The organism is Rossellomorea sp. DUT-2, assembly GCF_052665285.1.
In genome coordinates this window covers 489,211-510,517 of the sequence record NZ_JBQPEO010000004.1, presented here as the reverse complement: position 1 = coordinate 510,517, position 21,307 = coordinate 489,211, and the positions used below count along the sequence as shown (strand labels likewise).

Sequence of the window (21,307 nt, the reverse complement as noted above, 5' to 3'; positions counted from 1 at the left end):
TTTCCTCATGCGAGGAAATGAGTTATCCGGTATTAGCCCCGGTTTCCCGGAGTTATCCCAGTCTTACAGGCAGGTTACCCACGTGTTACTCACCCGTCCGCCGCTGACTGATGGGAGCAAGCTCCCACCAGTCCGCTCGACTTGCATGTATTAGGCACGCCGCCAGCGTTCGTCCTGAGCCAGGATCAAACTCTCCGATAAAAGTTTGAATAGCTCTTTAAAAATAAATCTAGAATTAACGTTGACGTATTGTCTTGTTTTGTTCAGTTTTCAAGGTTCAAGGTTTGTCTGCTCCGCTCTGAAGCGACTTTATCAATATAACATATCTTTCATTCTCGCGTCAACAACTTTTTTCATTTGTTTTTCCGAAATGTTGTTTGCTGCATCAGCGACGTTTATAAATATAACATGCTGTTAATGTTATTGCAATATATTTTTAAGGAAAACTTTAAAAACTTAATCAATCACTTCTGTTGTTCTGTTTAACAGCAAACCTTCATATACATTATTACTACGCATTCCTGAAAGGAGACCTTTTATTCATGCTTACCAACGTCGCATTATCTCTATCATTCATCATGGCTGTGTATCTGTTTGCGTATTCGTATGTACAAGCTCTTAAGATAAGCGAAAGCACTGCTCCTGTAAGAGGAATGACCTTCATCTTTTCAGTGGTCATGGCGTTTGTGTTTTCTGGTTTTACATACGTTTTTTCTTGAGTGAAAGAATCTGTTAGCGTTGAAAAAATTTAATAAAGGAGTAAAGGAGCGAAATGAACGCTTCCTTTACTCCTTTTTAATGCAGTTCCAGCAGCAACCCTTCTTCCTGGTGCAACTCACCGCCAATCGTTAATCCCTCTTCCTTAATGAGCGCAGGCTTTAAGGCATAATAGAAATGTTTAGATGGATTCTCTTTCAACACCCAGATCCACATAGAGTTGTAGCCTTGATTTTTAAGACCTGTAGCAGCAATTCCGAAGAGCTCTTTCCCGATGCCTTTACCTTGATATTCTTCTAGAAGGTAAATGGCATATAATTCTCCTTCGTACTCCCCTGTACGCTCTTTCCCAAATGAAACAAAGCCGATGATTTTCCCATCATCCACCTCACATACATACGTATGATGAGACCCGGAAAGAATTTGTACCCACTTTTGTTCTCTTTCTTCTATTGATAAAGACTGAAGATATTCGTATGATACGATTCCTTCGTACGTCGTTCTCCAGCTATGGACGTGTACAGATGCTAACCCGGGTGAGTCTTGAAGGTTCGCCTTTCTAAAGCGGAAGTTCTCCATTCTTTTTCACCTCGTTGACTTTTTGGACCATCTTTTTTAATTTCCTTTCTTCTATTATGAAGAAGGTAACGCCGATGATAATGACAAGACCGCCAACTACTTGAGTCATCATCACTTTTTCAGCTAAGAGCCAATAAGCAAGGATTGAAGCGCCGATTGGTTCAAAGAGGATGGCCATTGAGATGGTTGAGGTGCTTAACCACTTAAGGGACCAATTGAATAATGAATGACCTAATAGTGTGGGGATAATGGCAAGTAATAGAAAGTAGACCCAATCCTCTTTCGGATATGGCCCTAGGCTTTCGGAACGTATCATGACATATAAGAATAAAACGACTGAGCTTATCGCATAGACCAAATACGTGTAGGTAATGAGGGATAGCCGTTTCCTTATCGTCTGCCCGAATAACAGGTATCCTGTAACAAGAGCGCACGCCACCAACGCTAAAATATCTCCCCATAGCGCGCTTCCGCTAATTTTAAAATCTCCCCAGCTTATGATGATACTCCCACTAATAGCTAAAACCGCCGAGATAATGGCTCTCCCTGTTAATTTTTCCTGAAAGAACAAGTATGCCCCGATAAAAGCAAATAATGGCTGCAATGTGACGAGTACCGTAGAACTGGCAACAGAAGTATAGTTTAAGGATTCAAACCAGAGTATGAAGTGAAAAGCAAGAAAGACCCCGGCTAAAATTGAAAACATCCAATCTCTTAAAGTAATAACTTTCAATTCCTTCACATACTTTAAGAAAAATACAGGGGACATTAATAGAACTGTGAAAAACAACCGGTAAAAGGCCAAAACACCTGCTGGTGCACTCGATACTTTTACCAGGATGGCAGAGGTTGATACGGAGATGACTCCGATTGCGAGTAGTAGATACGGATTAACCCTTGTGTCTGACATGACAAACCTCCTGATATGTATTCGTTGCTCCTATTTTATAATCAGCGGGGTTAAATTACTACATGAATTTTCAGAGATATACGTAGAACTGGAGGGGGCTTGATGGAACTCTTAGATACGACATTCATGGTAAAGCTGGGTGTATCTGCAGTATTGGGGTTAATTATTGGGCTCGAGAGAGAATTAAAGCGAAAGCCTGTAGGTTTAAAGACGTCTCTCGTTATCTGTATCGTGAGCTGTTTATTAACAATTGTCTCTATTGAGTCTGCTTATATTTCTGAGGGATCGGATAAAGTAAATATCACGATGGATCCTTTGCGACTGGCAGCTCAGATTGTTTCAGGGATTGGTTTCTTAGGGGCAGGTGTCATTTTACGAAGAGGGAATGATAGCATTTCCGGCTTAACGACAGCAGCAATGATCTGGGGAGCGGCAGGAATCGGAATTGCTGTTGGAGCCGGCTTCTACATGGAAGCTACGGCAGGTGTGATTCTCTTGATTGTCTCCGTTGAAGTGGTGCCTATTATTATTACGTATTTAGGTCCGAAACGATTGAGGGAAAAAGAGCTTTCCCTGCGTGCTACCATCTTGGAGAAACAAGAGATCAAATCGATTATTGAAAGAATCAAAGCTGAAGAAATCTCGATTGAAAATATCCGGATCAAAGACTTAAAGAATCAGCAGCACCTTTTGGAATTGAAAATCATTGTGGACTTCAGAAAAAAGACGGTAGACATTTACTATACGATTTCAGAAATCGAAGGGATAAAAGATGTAGAAATTGAGAGCTTGTAAAAGGAAAGGAATGAGGATGCATGAACACCCTCGTTCCTTTTTTATTTTTTGTGAAGCTGGAACTTTTTCACACATTCCAAATCTTGGACAACTTCCAACACTTCATTAAACTGAAGGGCACTTGGAGTTAATATAAGAAGGGAATATTTAAAGACCTCCACCCCCTCCATCTCATCTCCTTCTTCAATCTGGTACTGAGTGATCTCGATTCCATGATCATGAAGGGCATCATTTATTGACGTGATATTCCCCTTTCCCTTTTGCACGACCAGACTAAGGAGAAGCAGCTTCTTATGCTTCACTTTTTCCTTATAAAAGCTTTCCAGGTTGTTCAAGAAAAATAATGTTATCACAATCACGAGCGTTGTAAAAATGGCCAGGTAGTACATCCCAATCCCTACTACCAACCCTAAGCCTGCAACAACCCAAATACTGGCGGCAGTAGTTAATCCTCTAACCGTGACTCCTCCATGGACCATAATCGTTCCCGCACCAAGAAAGCCGATTCCGGAAATAACATAGGAGGGAATCCGGCTTGGATCAAAACCTACTAATTGAGGGTGTTCGTCTAAAAACGTTTCAAACCCATATAGGGAAACAAGCATCAATAAACAGGAACCTACACCTACAAGAATATGAGTGCGTAAACCAGCTGGGTGATTTTTAAATTCCCTCTCTATACCAATTAAGCCGCTCAGTAGAACGATTAACATAATACGAATAAGAGCAGTATAAAACTCATCTGGGATCTCCAGAAATTCCATCATCTCCATAGCCTTTCCCCTCTCCATCATCTACCTATACTTTTTACCTGCAATGAACCTTTTAAAACGCAAAAAGCAAAAAAACCAGGCGGAAATCACCTGGTTCTTTCATGAATCATTTAATCGGCTTCTTTAATAACCCAACCATCACGGCCGTAATGACAGATCCGATCAGTACTGCCAACAGATATAAGAACGGATTCCCTTCGACTACCGGGAATACGAATAATCCACCGTGAGGGGCAGGTAAACCAATCCCAAAGAACATCGCTAACGCTCCTGCAACCGCAGAACCTGTCACAATAGAAGGAATGACCCGGAATGGATCGGCTGCTGCAAACGGAATCGCTCCTTCTGTAATAAAGGATGCTCCCATAAAGTAAGCTGCGATACCCGCTTTTCTCTCATTATCATTGAACTTCTTCTTGAATATTGTCGTTGCAAGGGCCAGCCCCAGTGGCGGTACCATTCCACCCGCCATGATGGCTGCATGGGGAGCAAGGTTTCCTCCTTCAATCATGGCAATCCCGAATGTAAAGGCCGCTTTGTTGATAGGACCTCCCATATCGACCGCCATCATACCACCTAGAACAAGTCCGAGTAAAATCAGATTCCCTGTGCCTAATCCATCCAACCAGTTCTGAATACCCGTGTTGACTGCACTCAGTGGCTCAACCAGGAACTGAAGCATGATGAATCCAGTAATGAAAATTCCCAGCAGCGGATAGGTCAATACCGGTTTGATCCCTTCTAATGATGGAGGGAAATTGTTTGTTAAACGCTTGATTCCAAGAACCACATAACCTGCTAAGAAACCGGCAATAATCCCACCTAAGAACCCGCTTTGACCAGTTGCAGCAATCAATCCACCCACCATACCAGGGGCAAATCCAGGTCGATCGGCTATACTCATGGCAATGAAGCCCGCCAATACAGGAACCATTAAGTAGAAAGCATTGTCTCCACCGATTTTCATTAGCATGGCTGCAAATTCATTGTACTCAGGAGAATCAGGATTCGCTGACTGAATGCCGAATAAGAACGAGATCGCAATCAGGATCCCTCCACCCACAACGAATGGAAGCATGTTGGAAACACCATTCATCAGATGCTTGTAAAAGCCTGTCTTTTGTTTTTTCTCAGGACCAGCCCCAGTCTCTTCAGATTGTTCTCTACCTTTATATATGGCCGCCTCTTGTTTCATAGCCTGATTCAATAATTCTTCAGGACGTCTAATCGCTTCAGCCACAGGAACTTCAATCACAGGCTTTCCTTTAAATCGATTCATCTCCACTTTCGTATCGGCAGCTACGATTATAGCTACAGCGTTTTCAATTTCTTCAGAAGTTAAGACGTTCTTTGCTCCACCGGAACCATTCGTCTCTACTTTCAGATTCACACCCATTTCTTTCGCTTTGGCTTTCAGAGCATCTGCCGCCATGTACGTATGGGCAATCCCTGTAGGACATGCCGTTACAGCCAGGACCTTTCCTTCGTTTGTAGAATCTTCATCAGGAACCTCTTCCTCTTGATCATGAACATTAATAATCTCTAATACTTCTTCTTTTGATGAAGCATTCAGTAATGCTTTGCGAACATCGGGGTCCATCAACATAGAAGAAAGACGGCTTAACGCTTCTAAATGTGTTTGATTGGCCCCTTCTGTTGCTGCAATCATGAAGAACAAATGTGCAGGAGTACCATCGAGAGATTCATAGTCTATTCCTTCTGCTGATTTGCCGAATGCAATAGCAGGTGCTTTGACTGCCGATGTTTTCGCGTGGGGAATGGCGATTCCTTCCCCAATACCCGTCGTACTTTGAGCCTCGCGATTAAGAATCGCTTGCTTAAATTCTTTAGGATCCTCCAGGTTCCCACTTTTATCCAATACGGAAACCAATTCATCAATAACGCCTTTTTTGGATGTAGAAGAGATATTTAGCTGAATCGTATCTTTCGTTAATAATTCAGTAATTCTCATTTTTGTTCCCCCCCTATTTTTTCGTAATCTGAATTTCTTTAAATAAGCTTTCCACTTTTCCCGATGAGCAAAGACCGATTGAATAAGCAGTGGCCGATCCAGCCGAGGTTCCTAATCGGAATGCATCCTCAATGCTCCAGCCCCTTGATAGTCCCGCAAGGAAGCCGGCAACGGTTGAATCTCCTGCACCGACCGAACTTTGCAGCTTTCCACTTGGCACGGAAGAATACAATACCTCTTTACCGGTCAGTAAGAGGGCACCTTTTTCCGCCATTGAAACCATCACGTTTTCGACTCCGGTATCCTTCAATTTCTTTCCGTAGTGAACTGCATCATCCACTGATTCAATCTTCACATCAAACATCTCCCCCAGCTCATGGTGATTCGGCTTGATCAAGAAAGGATTTAAAGAAAGAACCGGTTGAATCAAGTTCTTCTCGGCATCGATAATCACTTTCGTTCCTTGTTCCTTACATTGTGCAGCAATCTCCTGATAAAACGATTTAGGCACCGATCCAGGTATACTCCCCGCCAGAACGATCATGTCTTCCTCTGTTAATGAAGATATTTGCTGGAGTAACTTCTGTATATGTTCCTCACGAATCGAAGGTCCACTACCGTTAATTTCCGTTTCATCATCGGACTTAACCTTTACGTTAATTCTTGAAGGCTCTTCAACCTCTACAAATTCAGTTTGTATTTTTTCTTTTTTTAAAAATTGTTTAATATACTCACCAGTAAATCCTCCTGCAAATCCAAGAGCAATGCTTTCTACATTCAGCACATGCAAAACACGGGAAACATTGATTCCTTTGCCTCCAGGAAATGCACTTTCTTTCTCACTTCGGTTTAGACCGCCTTTTTGAAAGGAGCCAAGTTCCATAATGTAATCGACAGAAGGGTTCAGTGTTAAGGTATATATCATGGTGTCACAACCTTTATCGTAGTTTGTTTCAACATTGCCGTATCGTGTTCCCCGTCCAGCGCATTCGTTATAATCATGGCTTTATCAAGATCCACAATTTTGCTAAAAGCGATTTCTCCAAACTTGGAGTCGTCCGTTAAAAACATCGCTTCCCTTGATAACTCAATCGCCATCCGTTTTACCTGGGCCTCTTCGGGATCCGGCGTCGTGAATCCATATTGAGCATGTACCCCGTTTGCTCCCATAAATGCTTTATCGAATCGATACTGTTGTAAGGATTCCACCGCTGCACTTCCGACCATCGCTCTTGTCACCGGCTTGACGTATCCGCCGATCATATACGTTTTAAAGCCTTTTTGAAGGAGTGTGTCCACATGGGTCAACCCGTTCGTTACAACCACAATATCCATTTGCGGAAGATGGTCGATGAGACTCAAGGTCGTCGTACCTGCGTCCAAAAAGATGCAATCGCCCTCTTCTACCAGGGAAGCAGCATATTGACCGATGGATTGCTTTTCATGAAAGTTTTTGGATGACTTTTCAGAAACGCTCAATTCCTTCAGTTTCCCTTGAAGCCTCGCAGCCCCACCATGGATACGTTTCAGAAATTTTTCTTGCTCGAGCTGTGTTAAGTCCCGGCGGATCGTTGACTCAGAAGCGTTCGTAACATCCACAATCTCTTGGATTTTTATCGCATCTTTCTCCTTCAATAAGTCTAAGATGATTCGATGTCGTTCCTCCGTTAACATAGCACTCTCCTACTTTCTCCGTTTCTTGTTACTTTCATTATAATGAGAACGGTTTCAAAAATCAATCATTTTTAATCAAAAGTAATCAATTTCCATCATAAAACACTCAAAAACGATCAGGTGGTTATCTTTTAATAACAATGCACCTTTGGCTAAGATTGTTGTTTTTAAACCAAAAGTCTGCTTCGGCTCTGACAATTAGTATGTGTTGGATGGTGAGGGGAACTGCTTCGCTTTCCGCGGACGTTCGGCCGAGCCTCCTCAGCTTCGCTTCCGGGGTCTCGGCACGCCCGTATTTCCGCAGGAGTCTACGCAGTTCCCCTCACCATCTATAAGAGAATTTCGTGACAGAGCTTAAAGGTTACAATAGAAAACGGATCACTACTCTCTTTACAAGAAGTTATATACCCGGTGAGATAATAGGACATTCTATAGATAAGATTGTTTGAACTTATTTTTTGTCATTCAAGGTCCCATATGCCTTGGGGATTGCTGCTCCATACAAAGACAAACAATACGAACTTTTTTGTGTTGATTTTCTATACGTTTATTTGCAGTAAGAATGTAATAGCACAGAGTGGATTGTAGCGGAAGGCACTTGACTCCTGCGGGAGATAGAGGAAAGGTCGAGACCCCGCAGGGCAATGCCCGAGGAGGCTTGACTTCCTCCCCGCGGAAAGCAAGTGCCTGGAGCGGAAAGGAACGGTCCATGTTTTTCTCTGTTTAAATAGCAACACTGTTTACGAAAGAGTAAACAACAAAAAAAGCAAGCTCCATCTCACCGACATAGGTGGAGGGAGCTTGCTTAAAGTTACTTATTTTATTCGTGATTTTCTTCATGGGAAGCTTCAGGATTTTCTGAGCTTTTTGGATTTGGATTATTATACTGATAATCCGAGCGATCTATCGGCTTGTATCCTTCAGGTTTATAGAAGCGAAGTAGATCTTCATAAACCACTTTATCGGAAAGCTCTAAACGTTTGTTCGCTTCCTTACTTGCTTCTTCACATGCTTTGCTTTTTTCTTCTACAGGTTGGCCTGTTTCATTATCGTAGCAGACTCCTTTAATCTCAGAGTACTTATCTGTAATGACATCACCATTACGGAAAGGTACGATTTGCTTGCGCTCTTCAGAAAGCAAGTCCTGACCAAAGCTTAGATAGTCTTTTGTCTCTACTCCAAGAAGATGCATAATCGTAGGGCGAAGGTCAATCTGTCCACCATACGTATGGTTAACTCCACCCTCTGCACCAGAGTTAAGAATCAACAATGGTACTCGTTGAAGCTGAGCACTTTCATAGTTACCCACTTCTTTACCTAATACCTCGGACATCGCTTTATTATGGTTATCCGAAATTCCATAGTGATCACCATAAAGAACGATCATTGTATCTTCATATAAACCTTTTTCTTTTAAATCATTCACAAAGTCTTCCAACACCTGATCCATGTAATGAGAAGTTTGGAAATATCGATCCACTACACCGTTACCTGTTTCACCCTGAGGGAAATTAGCATCTTCCTCGTGGCGGTCAAACGGGAAGTGATTGGATAGCGTAATGAATTTTGTGTAAAACGGTTGTTTTAAACTTTCCAGCATCGGAATGGAATCTTCAAAGAATGGTTTATCCTTTAATCCATAAGGAAGCTGTTCTTCCGGATTACTCATATCATAATACGTTGCATCGAAGAACTCGTCATACCCCATTGAACGGTACATCTCTGAACGGTTCCAGAATGTTTTGTAGTTACCGTGGAATACCGCTGACGTATATCCTTCTCCCTTTAGAATCGAAGGAGCTGATTGATACGTGTTGTTGGCATGTGTCATGAATACAGCACCTTGAGGAAGAGGGAATAACGAGTTTTCAATAATAAACTCAGAATCCGATGTTTTTCCCTGACCTGTTTGATGGAAGAAGTTATCGAAGTACATCGCTTCTTTATTATCCACTAGAGAGTTCAAGAATGGTGTAACTTCCTCTCCATTTAACTCTCTGCCAATCATGAAAGTTTGCAATGATTCCATGGAGATGTAGATAACGTTTTTCCCTTTTGCTTTACCAAAGTATTCAGGATTTGGATCTACTTTATTGGCTTTTACGTAATTTTCAACTTCTGAAACTTCATTGCTGTCGGCCATAGCACGCTTAGCAGACGTTTTAGAGTTTTGAACAATATCATAAATCGTAAAGTTGTGCGTTCCAAGATACTTCACCAGATAGTTACGGTCAAAACTACGAGTCAATAATTCAGGACGATCGATGTTCGCTAAACCTAAGTTCAATAAGAACACAAGGACTGCAGATGTCATGACCGCAAATACTGAACGGAAGCGTAATTTCTCCTGGGGCTTCACTTTCTTAAGAACCATTAATCCAATGATGATGAATAGATCCAAGAAATATAAAATATCGATCGGGCTGATTAATTCAAGTGCACTGCCACCGAGACCGTTATTCGTTTTCGCCTGTAAGATGACAGGTACTGTAATAAAGTCATTAAAGAATCGGTAGTACACGACATTCGCATAAAGAACGAAGGACATTAACAAATTAATAACGATAAACGCAATATATCGCCCTCTGCCTTTCCAGAATAATGCGAAGGCAAAGAATAATAGCGCTGAACTTAAAGGGTTAAAAAATAAAAGAAAATGCTGGAGCGCATTTTGTATTCCCAGGTTAAATTCAGCTAAATATACGGCATAAGTCTTAATCCAGAATAGTATAACGACTGTAAAGAAGAACGATAACTTCCCAGTACGCGTATCTTCAAACTGTCTTTTTAAGAAGTTCATGCTTCATCACCTTTTTAATTTGTATTTATTTAAAACATGTATGACTGAAAATTTATTAAGAATTTGTTTAGCAAATGTAAATTCATTTGAATCAACAACGAGTATTATAACAAAAAATAATTTCATGTGTATAACATTTTGTTGTGATTCGTAACAAAAATATTTCATGGGAATTCGACATTCCGTAAGAAAAGGGGAAGAAAGCTTGGGCTGGCAAAGCTTTGCCCTTTTTGAACGATTCGTGAACGACCCAGACTTTCCCAATCATGTGGATATATATACTAGAAATGTTAATAGTGTTTTTAGATTGTTTACTCAGTGTAAACTTATTCCCCCAATTTCCCTTATACAAACCTATTGGTAAGATGAAATTTTTACCACATTCTTTTGTTTTCTTCCTATATTATTATGCACAATCCCCTCTACATTTTTACCTTTTCAAAGTCAGCCTGCACCGGTGGGTCTTTCCTTTCATTAAAAGGACGATAAGCCGCTTGGAATTTCTTTTTATAATATGAGTGGCCGCTCGTTGTCTGGACATAGCCCTCAATCATCAATGAAACGGATAGCATTGTGGCAGAAAAGAAAAGAATCGGTGTCAGTGGAACCCACGGTGCTCCTTGAAGGTATCGGAAGGAGTCCCCGATCAGTCCCGACCATTCGTAGGTGATGGATCTTGGAGGGTCATTCACCATTTGATAGTCCACATCGGTTCCCCCGAGGAACAAGGTCAGTAATCCCAAATGAATAAAGATGATCAGGGTCTGCATGAATTGCTGTCCAAATACGATCACAAGCTTTTCTTTCATTCCGGGTAAAATATGTTTGAAAATGATCCGCCACTTTCCCGCTCCAAGTGTTTTCGCACTCATGATGAATTCCTGTTTGTAGAGCATAGAGACTTCGTTGCCAAACAGAGCTGACAATATGGGAACAATAAGGAAGGTCAAAATCAATATTTCAATGATGAAGCGTTCAACAATCGAATTAGGAAACCCTCCAAACGGTTCCCAAAGAATCGGTTCCAACAAAAAATAGGCAAGTATCGTTAAGGGTATGTAATGGAAGGAATCGATCCAGCCATTGATGTAGTTCTTATACTTCATCAGGAACGTCCCGAGAATGAATCCGATTGGGAGCGCTAATATTACACGTAAAAAGGCAATCACTATCGCGGTTAGTATCGTGTACTTGGCCCCGATGATGATCTTACCGAGCATATCAAGTCCCAGGGGATCGGTTCCAAGTGGAAATAGCCATTTCGGTGAAATCGGGGAGGATTCCACGACAACACCTTCAACACTAATGAAATACAATCTTCTTACTTCATTCCCCCACACCAGCGAATACATAAAACTGGACATGAGCATGAGGGCTATAAATGTAAATCCGATAAGAAATAATGGATTCTTCCACACACTTTTCTTCATATTAGATTTCCTCCCCCTTATTCGCTTTTTTAGAGAGAACGATTTCTCCGACTGTATAAAAGACAAACAAAGGAATGAAAATGGAAAGTACCGCAATGGTAAACATTTTCGGCTGCAGCGTCGACTTTAAGAAGCGGGTTATTCCGGCTATATTGAATAGCAGTTCCAGCACAAATAAATTAGAGAGCATAAACCAGATGGTCTTTTTTGATTGAAAGAACACAGAGATAACCGCATTCCTTAAAATATGAAAGGTCAAAATCACCAGTTTCCCGAGTCCAATGGATCGTGCCAATGTCACATAGTCTTTTCTTTCTTCAATCTCAAATGAAAGAATGGACATCCGAAACAGCTGAACAGTGGGCAGAACCGCCAAAACCAGAACCGGCAGAAGAAAGGCACGTTCCGTATCAACTGAAGCAATTTCGAAAAACAATATCCCCGTATGTTTATATAGAGTGAGTACAAGTAATTGAGCACTCAGGATAACCAGTACATCCGGAACAGATTCGAATAAATAAAACATGAACTTGATTCGATTTCGGTTTTTTTGAGAAAACAACATGGTGAGGATCGTGAGGAGAATACTTAAGAAGCCGCCCAGAAGAAAGGCAGAAAACAGCACGAGTAACGAGTAGGTGATCGGCTCCCATAAATAAGGAAACAAGTCGCGTTCCTTTTGGCCACCGATGATGACATATGTTAAATCCCCCGGGTGAAGCAGGGCAAATACGATTTCTTTAATGGACTGCCAATACGCCTGTAACCTTAATTCGCGATGGCCGATGCCTGAAAGGAGAACGGGAAGTCCCCCTATAAAAATAATGCCTATGATTGATAAGAAGAATTTGAGTAAAATACCGCCAATACCCCTCAATGATTTGTCCTCCAGTTGAATTAATTATTTTTAATAGTATCATATAACACTAGTGATTATACATATTTTTCCTTTATTTCAAAAACTCTTTTCCTAAGTCTCCAAAACCAAATAAAAATGACCGAAATCCCCTAAGGGACTCCGGTCATTTTAGATTTAGACTCTAGAAAAGCTCATTGAACACAAGCTTTTCGACAGTTTCACTATTCAATGATTCTGCGGGCTGTTACGTAATTTTCTTGATACCAGCTTCTATTCAGGTCTCGCTTAACTACCCCCACGCTCTTGCCGGCAGACATGATTACCTCATTGTTGCCTACGTAAATCGCGGTGTTAACAATCTTTCCATTACTTGAAGAATTTGAGAAGAACACTAAGTCGCCTTCCTTCAACTGGGATTTGCTAACGTTTTGGCCTTTAGTTGCTTGACCTGCTGCCGTTTTATCCTGAAGATCGATGCCGTTCTGTTTAAATACATAATAAGCAAGTCCTGCACTGTTGAAGCTCATTGTACGTTCATCATAAGAATATCCATACTGAGCCTTATCCATTACATTTTCTGCCAGGCTTGATACTTCAGCGCCTTTATTTTGGACAGGAGCAGGCTTGGCTTCAGTGTTCTCTGGTTTTTCTTCAGGTGCTGCTGGTTGAACATCCGTCTCTGGTTCAGGTTTTTCCTGAGGGGCAGAAGGTGCTTGTCCATCAGGCTGAGATTCCACTGAAGGTTCTTCAGTTTCTGTCGTATCAGTATTATCTTCTGAATTGGCTGCTTTCACATCAATCACCCGGCGCGCTGTAACATAATGTTCGTCGTAGTAGCCGTTAAGAATAACGCTTTTCTTGATTCCTGATTGAGAACCGGCAGCATGGACGATTTGATCATTTCCTGCATAAACACCTGCATGAACGATTTTTCCGTTACTGGAATTGTTTGAAAGGAACACAAGGTCACCTTTTTGAAGGTCTTGACGTTTAACCGGTTCACCTAGTTTTGATTGTTCACTGGCTGTTTTCGATTTAAGGTCAATTCCTACTTGCTTAAACGAATAATAAGTCAGTCCTGCACCATTGAAGGTCAAGGTTTCTTCATTATAAGGCGTGCCATAGGAAGCTTTTCCAATTAATCCTTCCGCAATATCAACTACCTTTTCCCCAGTGGATGAAGTTGCTTGATCAAACATAAAGGAAGGAAGTACACGGCGTGCTGTTTTATAGTTTTTCTGATAATATTCTTTTCCGTCCAGGTCTGAGATAAGAATATCATTCTCTTCGTCTGCCATATGAATGATCTTGTTATCGCCTATATAAATTCCATTATGAGTCACAGGATCATTATCATTCGGATTTGAGTCAAAGAAAACTATGTCTCCCTTTTGAAGCTGATCCTTTGGTACATACTCACCTAATTGTGCCTGTACGTTTGTATCTCTTGTTGCAAGGTCGATACCGTTCTGTTTGAAGGCATAGTAAATGAATCCACTGCAGCCAAATTGATGTGGTGGATTATAAACATATCTTTCGTATGTCGCTTTACCTATTAAATTCTTTGCAGTTGATATAATATTATCAGCTTTCTCCTCTACCTCAGCTTGTTGGGGAGCTGTAGCTGCATTTGCTTGCTGCACAAGTGGAATGGACACAGAGCTGAACGTCAAAGCAACTGTGCAAACCGCTGTTGTTATTAATTTCTTCATGTTTCTACCTCCTGTGAATAAAGTGAAATTTTCTAATAATTATCCACAGAAAGTATAACATTGATTTTCACCCGAAAATGGATGTAATAATTGCCAAGAATGCGGTGTCATACATGCAGGGGTAAGGAGGGTAGGTCTTTATACTCACCTGTTTATTCTTTCATTTTAAAAGACCTTGCAAGCCCTATTAATTCTGTATCCATCATAGAACCCTTAACCAAAAGAACGGTTTTTTCATCTAGCAGACTTTCGACATACCCCTTTACAAGGGAGGCGGAAGCGGTTGTAAACACTTTTCCTTTAAATCCATACTTTTTAGCGTGATTTGCTATATGCTTTGTATTTTCCCCGACTGCAATCAAGAAATCGATTTTTGTAGATGCAATTAATTTTCCCAAATCATGATAAACTTTCCTTACATGGCTCCCTAAATAGGCAATATCGCCTAATAATAAAGCATTTGTTTTATTATTTCCCAGAGTTTCCAGTACTTCAATGGCTGCAGCGACTGATGTTGGATTTGAACTCCACGTATCATCGATGATCGTAGAGGCATTGATGCCCTCTTCCACCTGGAGATGCCGTTCCAGATTTTCAAACGTCCTCATTCTTATAACAGCCTTCGAAAGGGTCAGGCCGATTTTATGGGCTGCCGCAAGAGCAAACAGCGCATTGTAAATCTGATGCTCACCAAAGCCCGGTAAATACGTCCTGTAAGTCCTCTCCTTATGATGCAAAGTAAATGACATTCCGTTCTTTTTGTAAACAATATCACTTACCCGATAATCAGCACTTTCACTTGTTCCACAATAAATGATGTCGCCTGAGAAACCTGTGAGTGATATTTTTTTTGTGTTTTCATCCTCGCTGTTTAATATAAGGGTGCCACCTTTCCTGACACCTGACACGATCTCGGATTTTGCTTTAATATACCCGTCTAACGTCTTGCACTTATCCAGATGATCGACACCGATCGTCGTAATGATTCCTATCGTGGGCTGAAACACCTTGCAATGATAGTGAAGATTGCCAGGACCGTTCAGACCCGTTTCAAACACGGCCGCATCTGTATTTTCATCGATTCCCATGAGATATTGGAAGGATTTCCTGGTGGCATTTCTGCTTCTGATGGTAGATTGAATGGAATGTGTGGAGGATAAAAGGTGGGAAAGCATTTCTTTCGTCGTGGTTTTTCCACAAGTACCTGTAACCGCCACGATCGGCAGTTCAAATAAGTGCCGGTAATACCGGGTAAAAGCCCAGAAGGCGTCATCTGCATTTTGAACCCTTATCATACCGGCAGCTTCTATATTCTTCATCTCTTCATCGTTTTTATCGGTTACGATGACATAAGGGGAATATCTTTTAACCTTATCAATCTGAAAGGCTTTCTTTTTCTTTAGAAAAATTAACGTATGTTTCTCTTTTATTCTGTGTAAATGTGAAACCATCGCATCCTTCACGATGAAGTTTTCATCCCCGTATACGAGCTCTCCGTTCATCACACCAATTAATTCTTTCAGTGGCAGAGGTTTCATTGTCTCACTCCTGTCCTAATGCAATCGTTCATCATGCTGCTTCCTTTCCATTTCATCTTTCTTGATGATTTGTTCTTTAAGGTTCATTAGATCATTATCTGTATTTGAACACTTAAACAAGCATAAACTATCAGGTGTTAATAATGAGCTGACCTTTTGATAGACGTCGTGTATATTCAAACATGGGTATACTTGAATGTGCATGTTTTTTTCCGCTACTCTTTCTGCGACTCTTTTCGCGTTATGTCCATAGGTTATCAGAACATCTATGTCTTGCTCCGAGATCATCTCCCCAACTTCTAAATGAGTTTTTGTGGTGTGATCCCCCAAGCGGCCGATATCACCGATCATCAGTATCTTTTTCCGGTCGTACGCAATGGATTGCAGAACTTTCAATGCTTCTTTTAACGCTCCGGGAGTTAAACTCCATGAATCATCAATGATAGTAGAATCATTGATCCCCTGTTTCACTTGTAAGTGTTTTTCGAGGACATGAAACGATTGTAATGCGTTGATCGCATCGGTGATATCCACTCCCACATCCAGTACAGCCCCGATCGCTGCCATTGCATTATATGCCTGATGCTCACCGTGACAAGGCAGAACCACGGAATATGGTTTGTATTCATAGGTCATCGTGAACTTGGTTTGACTTGAATCCACTTTAATATCAGTCGCTCTCAAATCTGTTCCAGCAGACTTCCCAAAGGAAACCAGCTTCCCCTTATAGTCTTTTAAGGGAAGTGTTGCTATATGTTCATCGTCTCCATTTACCAGTAAAGTCCCTTTATTCTTTAAACCTTCTATGATTTCTCCCTTTGCCATAACATAATTCTCCAATGTTTTGCATTTATCCAAATGAAAGATCCCTATGTTCGTGATGATCCCGATGGTAGGCTGGAAAATATCACAATGATATCGAAGATTCCCGGGAGCCCCCAAGCCTGTTTCGAAGACACCAACGTCTGTACCCTCATCGATTCCCATCAGATATTCGAAGGATTTCCTCGGCGCATTCCTGCTTCTTATAGTGGACTGAACGGAATACTGTTTTTTTAAAATATGAACAATCATGTCCTTTGTCGTTGTTTTACCATCCGTTCCCGTAATGGCTATAACGGGAATGCTGAATAATCTTCTATAATATTCAGCAAACGCAAAGATGGCCTTTCTGATATTCCCAACTTCAATCACCGCAAAAGCTTCCTGATAGTTCTCCCTGCTATCCCTGTCATCACTAATGATGACAAAGGGTTCCAGATGTTTTATTTTTTCATAATTGAATGGCTTCCTTCTATCTAAAAAGATCATCGTATGGCTCTGGATGATGGAATGGAGATGATAAATGATCGCATCTTTCACCTCTATATCCTTTGAACCATGAACCAAGCGTCCTCCCACCACCTCTATTACTTCCTTCAGCTGTAAACGTTTCACCATTCACCCCTCCCTTTTCCATTCTTACTCGGATTCCATCAAGCGTTTTCTTAATCTCATCAAGGGTCTACTGCCGGCCCGGCACTTCACCAGCAGGTATGTGTGTTCATCCAGATGGTTCAATATCGTTTTTTCCATCCCTTGTATACTGGTAAAAGGATATACGATGATATCTTGACTCTCCCTCGCTGCCTGCTCCGCTATATACTGAGCTTTCTTTCCATACGTGATCAGGACATCAATTCCACATTCCACCACGTATTGCCCGATTTGCTTGTGTACATCCTTTGATTCTTCTCCAAGCCTCTCGATATTTCCGAGAAGTGCCATCCGTTTCTTACCTTTTCCTATTATAGATAGTGTTTTAATGGCTTCCCTTAAAGAGGTAGGGTTGACGTTCCAAGTATCATCGATGATGGTTGAACCGTTCCGTCCTTTCTGCAGTTCAAAGTGTCTCTCTATATTTTGAAAGGTGCCCAACCTCCTGATCCCCGTTTCAATATCTTCCCCCAGTTCCATCGAGGCCCGTAAAGCAGCCAATCCATTGTAGACGTGGTGCTCCCCGATTTCAGGGATAAAAGCAGGGTATTCTTTGCCGTTTGCTTGCAGGGTGAAACGAGTTCCTTCCTCACTGATGGATATAGAGGTTCCCCTGAAGTCGGAATGTTTATGGATACTGAAATAATGAACGGTTCCTTTATACTCCTCCAGGCTGATTTTAGAAATGTTCGGATCATCAGCATTTAAGAGTAGCGTGCCTTTATTCTGTAGCCCTTCAAGCATTTCCGCTTTAGCTGCAAGGTATCCTTCAAAGGTCTTACAACGATCAAGATGGTAACTTCCGATATTGGTAATGATCCCTATATCCGGTTGATAAACCTTACAGTGATAGCGTAGGTCACCAGGTCCGCCCAACCCTGTTTCGAATATCCCGACGTCTGTGCTTTCATTTATCTTCATCAGGTATTCAAAAGACCTGTGAGGTGCGTTATCATTCCATTCTGTTGAAATGACAGAATGATTCTCCTCCATAATTTGGGTGAGCATCTCCCGGGTCGTTGTTTTTCCGCATGTCCCTGTGATAGCAACAATCGGGAGTGAGCATATTTTCCGGTAGTAACGTACAAACTCCATAAAAGCCTCTCTTACATTTCCTACTTGAATGATGGTCAGCCCCTCATCTCCGTTTACAGCCTCTTGTTCATGATCCGTAATCACGGCACATGGAGCATTTCTGATCATTCTCTTCCATTTTTTCTCACTAATCGCCTTCCTTTTATCCATGAATACCAGTGTATGACTCTTCTTTAACTTATGCTGATGGAATATGATCGCATCATGGATGTCCATATTATCAGAACCGCTTATCAGCCTTCCCTTCAATAGCCTTCTGATTTCCGTTAATTTCAGCGTAATCATTTCGTTCCTCCTGTTCATCTAGTAATCGACATACATCAAAACATCAGTATATTTCCTTGATCTGCTTTCTATTTTCTTAAATCCGTAAGATAAGAAGCACTCTAAAGACATCTTCGTACAGGAAGCTTTAATCTTTCTCACTTTGAAATTCTTCACATAGTCCAATCTCGTTTCAAAAAGTTTTCGGTAGATGCCTCTCCGTCTGTATTCCCCCTGTACATAATCACTCTTAAATACTGCTTTTCCCTGTTTCTCTCTTATATAACAAGAAACAAAACCAGCCATTTCTCCATCCACTTTTGCACAAAACCATACAGAGCCCGGTACGTCATGAACCCTCATTCCATCTTTCCCGGCAAGTAGAATGAGAGGCTCGAGCTCCTTGAATGTGGATGTCTCAATCGATATATTCATGGGATACACCTCTCTTAAACTGATAAACCACTTCTATGTATTAATGTATGTACAAGTCTTCACTGAGGAAACGGCTAAAGGCTATTTATATAAGGCTGTTACCACAAGATTGCCGGCCATGGTGATTGTCAATAAAACGGCTGAGTCGTCTACCGGCTGAGGTTTGCAACGTCAGCCGGCAGTGAAAATGCATCATTTTGTCTTAAAGGGACACTTGTCCATAGCAGAATTAGCTTCTTTTGAATTAACTATAGAAAGGAGGCTATGACTACATGGGAAGTACTATACTTTCTTATAGAAAACTAGAAGCATTAATAGAGAAGAAAACGAAACAATGTCCATTCTTTTCCCTCTCCTCAATTGGCAAGTCCATCGAAGGGCGGGACATTTGGTGTGTTACGATTCAAAAGCCAGCCCTTTCAGGAACAAAAATAGTCCAAACAAGGAAAAGTTCTTCAAGGTCACGAAAGAAAACTTCAATCGTCATTACCGCTTCCATTCATGGACATGAAGCCACCGGTTCGACAGCTTTACTGCGTTTTTTGAATAAGATTCAAAAAGATGGCGAAAGCATGGAATGGCTGGATGATTTGATTGTATTTTGTGTCATTTGCTGTAATCCCGACGGATATGTGTATAAGACACGCTATAATGCAGAGGGCTTTGATATTAACAGGGATTTCATTACACAATCACAGCCTGAAACAGAGAGCATCGTTAATCTGATTGTGAAAGAAAAGCCTGCAGTCGTTTTGGACTTGCATGGGTATGTATGGAAAAACCCCTCTCACATTGGATTGATCGAACCGTGTACCCCACCTCACAATCCAGCTTATGAATATGATTTATATCTGAAGTTGGCCATGCCCCTTGCTCAGTGCATGGAATCCTATCTAGTTGCAGAAAAAGAAACGTTTTCTTCTAAGCGGTTTAAGTCGATAAAAGGGACATACATCCCTTACCGTGATGGAAAAAGTGGCTGGGATGACTATAGTCCATATTGCTGTTCGATGTATTCCATGCTCCATGGGGCGATCGGGATTACCATTGAATCACCGAGCCGTTCAGAGGATGGCATCACCTGGCTTCTTTTAGCTCTTTCAGCTGCTCTTACCCATATTTCAAAGCACAGCGAGGAACTAAACAACAATCAAGCTGCCTTTTTCCAACGTGGAATCAAGAATGTGCATCCCACTCACTCAACGGGCGATTTTCCCCAATACTACGTACTGACAGAAAAGAACGAACATCATTCAGGTCTCGGGAAACTAACGCGACATCTCCAGAAGAATGGAATAAAGCTATACTCCTCTACGAAAGATTTCACGTATGAAGGACATTCATTTCCAGCAGGCACCACCATCGTTCCAATGAATCAAGCAAGAGCGAATGTAGCTTATTGTTTCCTCACGAAAGGGGAAGATCTCTCGTCAGGATCTGAAAGAATTTCTGAATTTTGTGCCTGGAGTCTTCCATTAAGCTGGGGGGTCAACTGTCATCCTGTATTTGAAAAGCTAGCAGGGATGAAGCCTATTACCTTAATGGAGAAAGACAAGAAATCTGAAGATACATTCTCAGGTGCAGCTGTTTCTGTGGGGATTCTAATTGATGACGGCCTTTTTCATAAAAAAGCTCATTCAGGACTGAAGCTTGCTCTACAGCAAATGAATATCCCTTTTCAGGAGTTAAGAGCGAAGGATTTGGCTTTAGAAAAAGCGTTAACCTCTGTGAATGTTCTTATTTACAACGGCTATGAGCACTTATTTTATCCACCATCAAATATTAGAAGCATTTACCGCGATTTCGTACTTGATTCTCCCGCTCAACAAGAAGCCTGCCGTAATAATCTTCACGACTATGTACAAAAGGGTGGAAAAGTGATCGGAATCGGCGCTGGTGCTTCTAAAGCCCTGACCTCTATTCTTGAGCTAAGTGAAGCCGAGGTTCATTCCGGCGGCTGGAATAAAAATGCATTATTGCAGATCCATTATAAGAACCATGCCATAACCAAGGGATATGCCGCTGAAGATACCGGTTTCGTGTACCGTCCAGCCTGGTTTACGAATACCGGCAAGATGAAGGTGGTCGCACTATTCAAGAATGATCCTGATTCGTTACTTGCAGGCTACTGGCCTGACTATCAACAAGCACAAGGAAAGGCTGTCATCATCGCAAGCCTTTCAGGAAATGTCATTCTCTTTGGGTTGGAGATTTGTTTCAGGGGACATACAAGTTATCTCTATAGACTTCTATGGAATGCCATCTATTCATGAGTTGA

Annotated in this window: 17 protein-coding genes and 1 rRNA gene; 3 read left to right on the top strand and 15 right to left on the bottom strand. The window is 41.5% G+C overall.

Going from position 1 to position 21,307, the window contains the following annotated elements; all coding sequences use genetic code 11:
* A 16S ribosomal RNA gene (locus ACOSV2_RS17795) occupies window positions 1–201 on the bottom strand; the annotation flags it as partial.
* A 341-nt stretch (window positions 202–542) separates the two neighbouring features.
* Between ACOSV2_RS17795 and ACOSV2_RS17790 the strand changes: the two genes are divergently transcribed.
* Window positions 543–719, top strand: coding sequence for a hypothetical protein (locus tag ACOSV2_RS17790; RefSeq protein ID WP_428976281.1), 177 nt, complete (start codon window positions 543–545; stop codon window positions 717–719).
* Window positions 720–795: 76 nt separating this feature from the next.
* On the opposite strand, the gene ACOSV2_RS17785 is transcribed toward ACOSV2_RS17790, so the two are convergent.
* Together ACOSV2_RS17785 and ACOSV2_RS17780 are read right to left on the bottom strand one after the other, a co-directional pair.
* Window positions 796–1,296, bottom strand: a complete 501-nt coding sequence (locus tag ACOSV2_RS17785) for a GNAT family N-acetyltransferase (RefSeq protein ID WP_428976280.1) — start codon at window positions 1,294–1,296, stop codon at window positions 796–798.
* Window positions 1,277–2,206: a DMT family transporter gene (locus ACOSV2_RS17780; RefSeq protein WP_428976279.1), complete on the bottom strand. Its 930-nt coding sequence runs from the start codon at window positions 2,204–2,206 to the stop codon at window positions 1,277–1,279. The genes ACOSV2_RS17785 and ACOSV2_RS17780 overlap by 20 nt, the downstream gene beginning before the upstream one ends.
* A gap of 102 nt (window positions 2,207–2,308) precedes the next feature.
* Between ACOSV2_RS17780 and ACOSV2_RS17775 the strand changes: the two genes are divergently transcribed.
* Complete coding sequence (locus ACOSV2_RS17775) at window positions 2,309–3,001, top strand: MgtC/SapB family protein (protein WP_428976278.1); 693 nt, start codon at window positions 2,309–2,311, stop codon at window positions 2,999–3,001.
* A 41-nt stretch (window positions 3,002–3,042) separates the two neighbouring features.
* Here the strand turns inward: ACOSV2_RS17775 and ACOSV2_RS17770 are convergent, their stop codons facing one another.
* The 12 genes from ACOSV2_RS17770 to ACOSV2_RS17715 all read right to left on the bottom strand — a co-directional run bounded on the left by ACOSV2_RS17770 (window position 3,043) and on the right by ACOSV2_RS17715 (window position 19,029).
* Complete coding sequence (locus ACOSV2_RS17770) at window positions 3,043–3,768, bottom strand: MgtC/SapB family protein (protein ID WP_428976304.1); 726 nt, start codon at window positions 3,766–3,768, stop codon at window positions 3,043–3,045.
* A 112-nt stretch (window positions 3,769–3,880) separates the two neighbouring features.
* Window positions 3,881–5,746, bottom strand: coding sequence for a PTS fructose transporter subunit IIABC (locus ACOSV2_RS17765; RefSeq protein ID WP_428976277.1), 1,866 nt, complete (start codon window positions 5,744–5,746; stop codon window positions 3,881–3,883).
* A gap of 13 nt (window positions 5,747–5,759) precedes the next feature.
* Window positions 5,760–6,671, bottom strand: coding sequence for a 1-phosphofructokinase (pfkB, locus tag ACOSV2_RS17760; protein WP_428976276.1), 912 nt, complete (start codon window positions 6,669–6,671; stop codon window positions 5,760–5,762).
* Window positions 6,668–7,420 carry a DeoR/GlpR family DNA-binding transcription regulator gene (locus ACOSV2_RS17755; protein ID WP_428976275.1) on the bottom strand — a complete coding sequence of 251 codons (753 nt, stop codon included), beginning with the start codon at window positions 7,418–7,420 and terminating at the stop codon, window positions 6,668–6,670. Before ACOSV2_RS17755 ends, pfkB begins: the two co-directional genes overlap by 4 nt.
* Window positions 7,421–8,240: 820 nt before the next feature.
* Window positions 8,241–10,220, bottom strand: a complete 1,980-nt coding sequence (locus ACOSV2_RS17750) for an LTA synthase family protein (RefSeq protein ID WP_428976274.1) — start codon at window positions 10,218–10,220, stop codon at window positions 8,241–8,243.
* A gap of 422 nt (window positions 10,221–10,642) precedes the next feature.
* Window positions 10,643–11,650 carry an ABC transporter permease gene (locus tag ACOSV2_RS17745; protein ID WP_428976273.1) on the bottom strand — a complete coding sequence of 336 codons (1,008 nt, stop codon included), beginning with the start codon at window positions 11,648–11,650 and terminating at the stop codon, window positions 10,643–10,645.
* 1 nt (window position 11,651) lies between these two features.
* A complete protein-coding gene (locus ACOSV2_RS17740; protein WP_428976272.1) occupies window positions 11,652–12,527 on the bottom strand; it encodes an ABC transporter permease subunit in 876 nt (291 codons plus the stop codon).
* A gap of 203 nt (window positions 12,528–12,730) precedes the next feature.
* Window positions 12,731–14,221: a C40 family peptidase gene (locus tag ACOSV2_RS17735; protein WP_428976271.1), complete on the bottom strand. Its 1,491-nt coding sequence runs from the start codon at window positions 14,219–14,221 to the stop codon at window positions 12,731–12,733.
* A gap of 152 nt (window positions 14,222–14,373) precedes the next feature.
* A complete protein-coding gene (locus ACOSV2_RS17730) occupies window positions 14,374–15,759 on the bottom strand; it encodes a Mur ligase family protein (RefSeq protein ID WP_428976270.1) in 1,386 nt (461 codons plus the stop codon).
* A 15-nt stretch (window positions 15,760–15,774) separates the two neighbouring features.
* Window positions 15,775–17,199 (bottom strand): Mur ligase family protein, encoded by a 1,425-nt coding sequence (locus tag ACOSV2_RS17725; RefSeq protein ID WP_428976269.1) that lies wholly within the window; start codon window positions 17,197–17,199, stop codon window positions 15,775–15,777.
* A gap of 21 nt (window positions 17,200–17,220) precedes the next feature.
* Entirely contained in the window at window positions 17,221–18,615 is a 1,395-nt protein-coding gene (locus ACOSV2_RS17720; RefSeq protein WP_428976268.1) for a UDP-N-acetylmuramoyl-tripeptide--D-alanyl-D-alanine ligase, read from the bottom strand.
* Between the two features lie 18 nt (window positions 18,616–18,633).
* The gene (locus ACOSV2_RS17715; RefSeq protein WP_428976267.1) at window positions 18,634–19,029 is read right to left on the bottom strand and encodes a GNAT family N-acetyltransferase; all 396 of its coding nucleotides are present in this window, start codon (window positions 19,027–19,029) and stop codon (window positions 18,634–18,636) included.
* A 272-nt stretch (window positions 19,030–19,301) separates the two neighbouring features.
* On the opposite strand from ACOSV2_RS17715, the gene ACOSV2_RS17710 reads away from it, so the two are divergent.
* Complete coding sequence (locus ACOSV2_RS17710) at window positions 19,302–21,302, top strand: DUF2817 domain-containing protein (protein ID WP_428976266.1); 2,001 nt, start codon at window positions 19,302–19,304, stop codon at window positions 21,300–21,302.
* Window positions 21,303–21,307 lie beyond the last annotated feature (5 nt).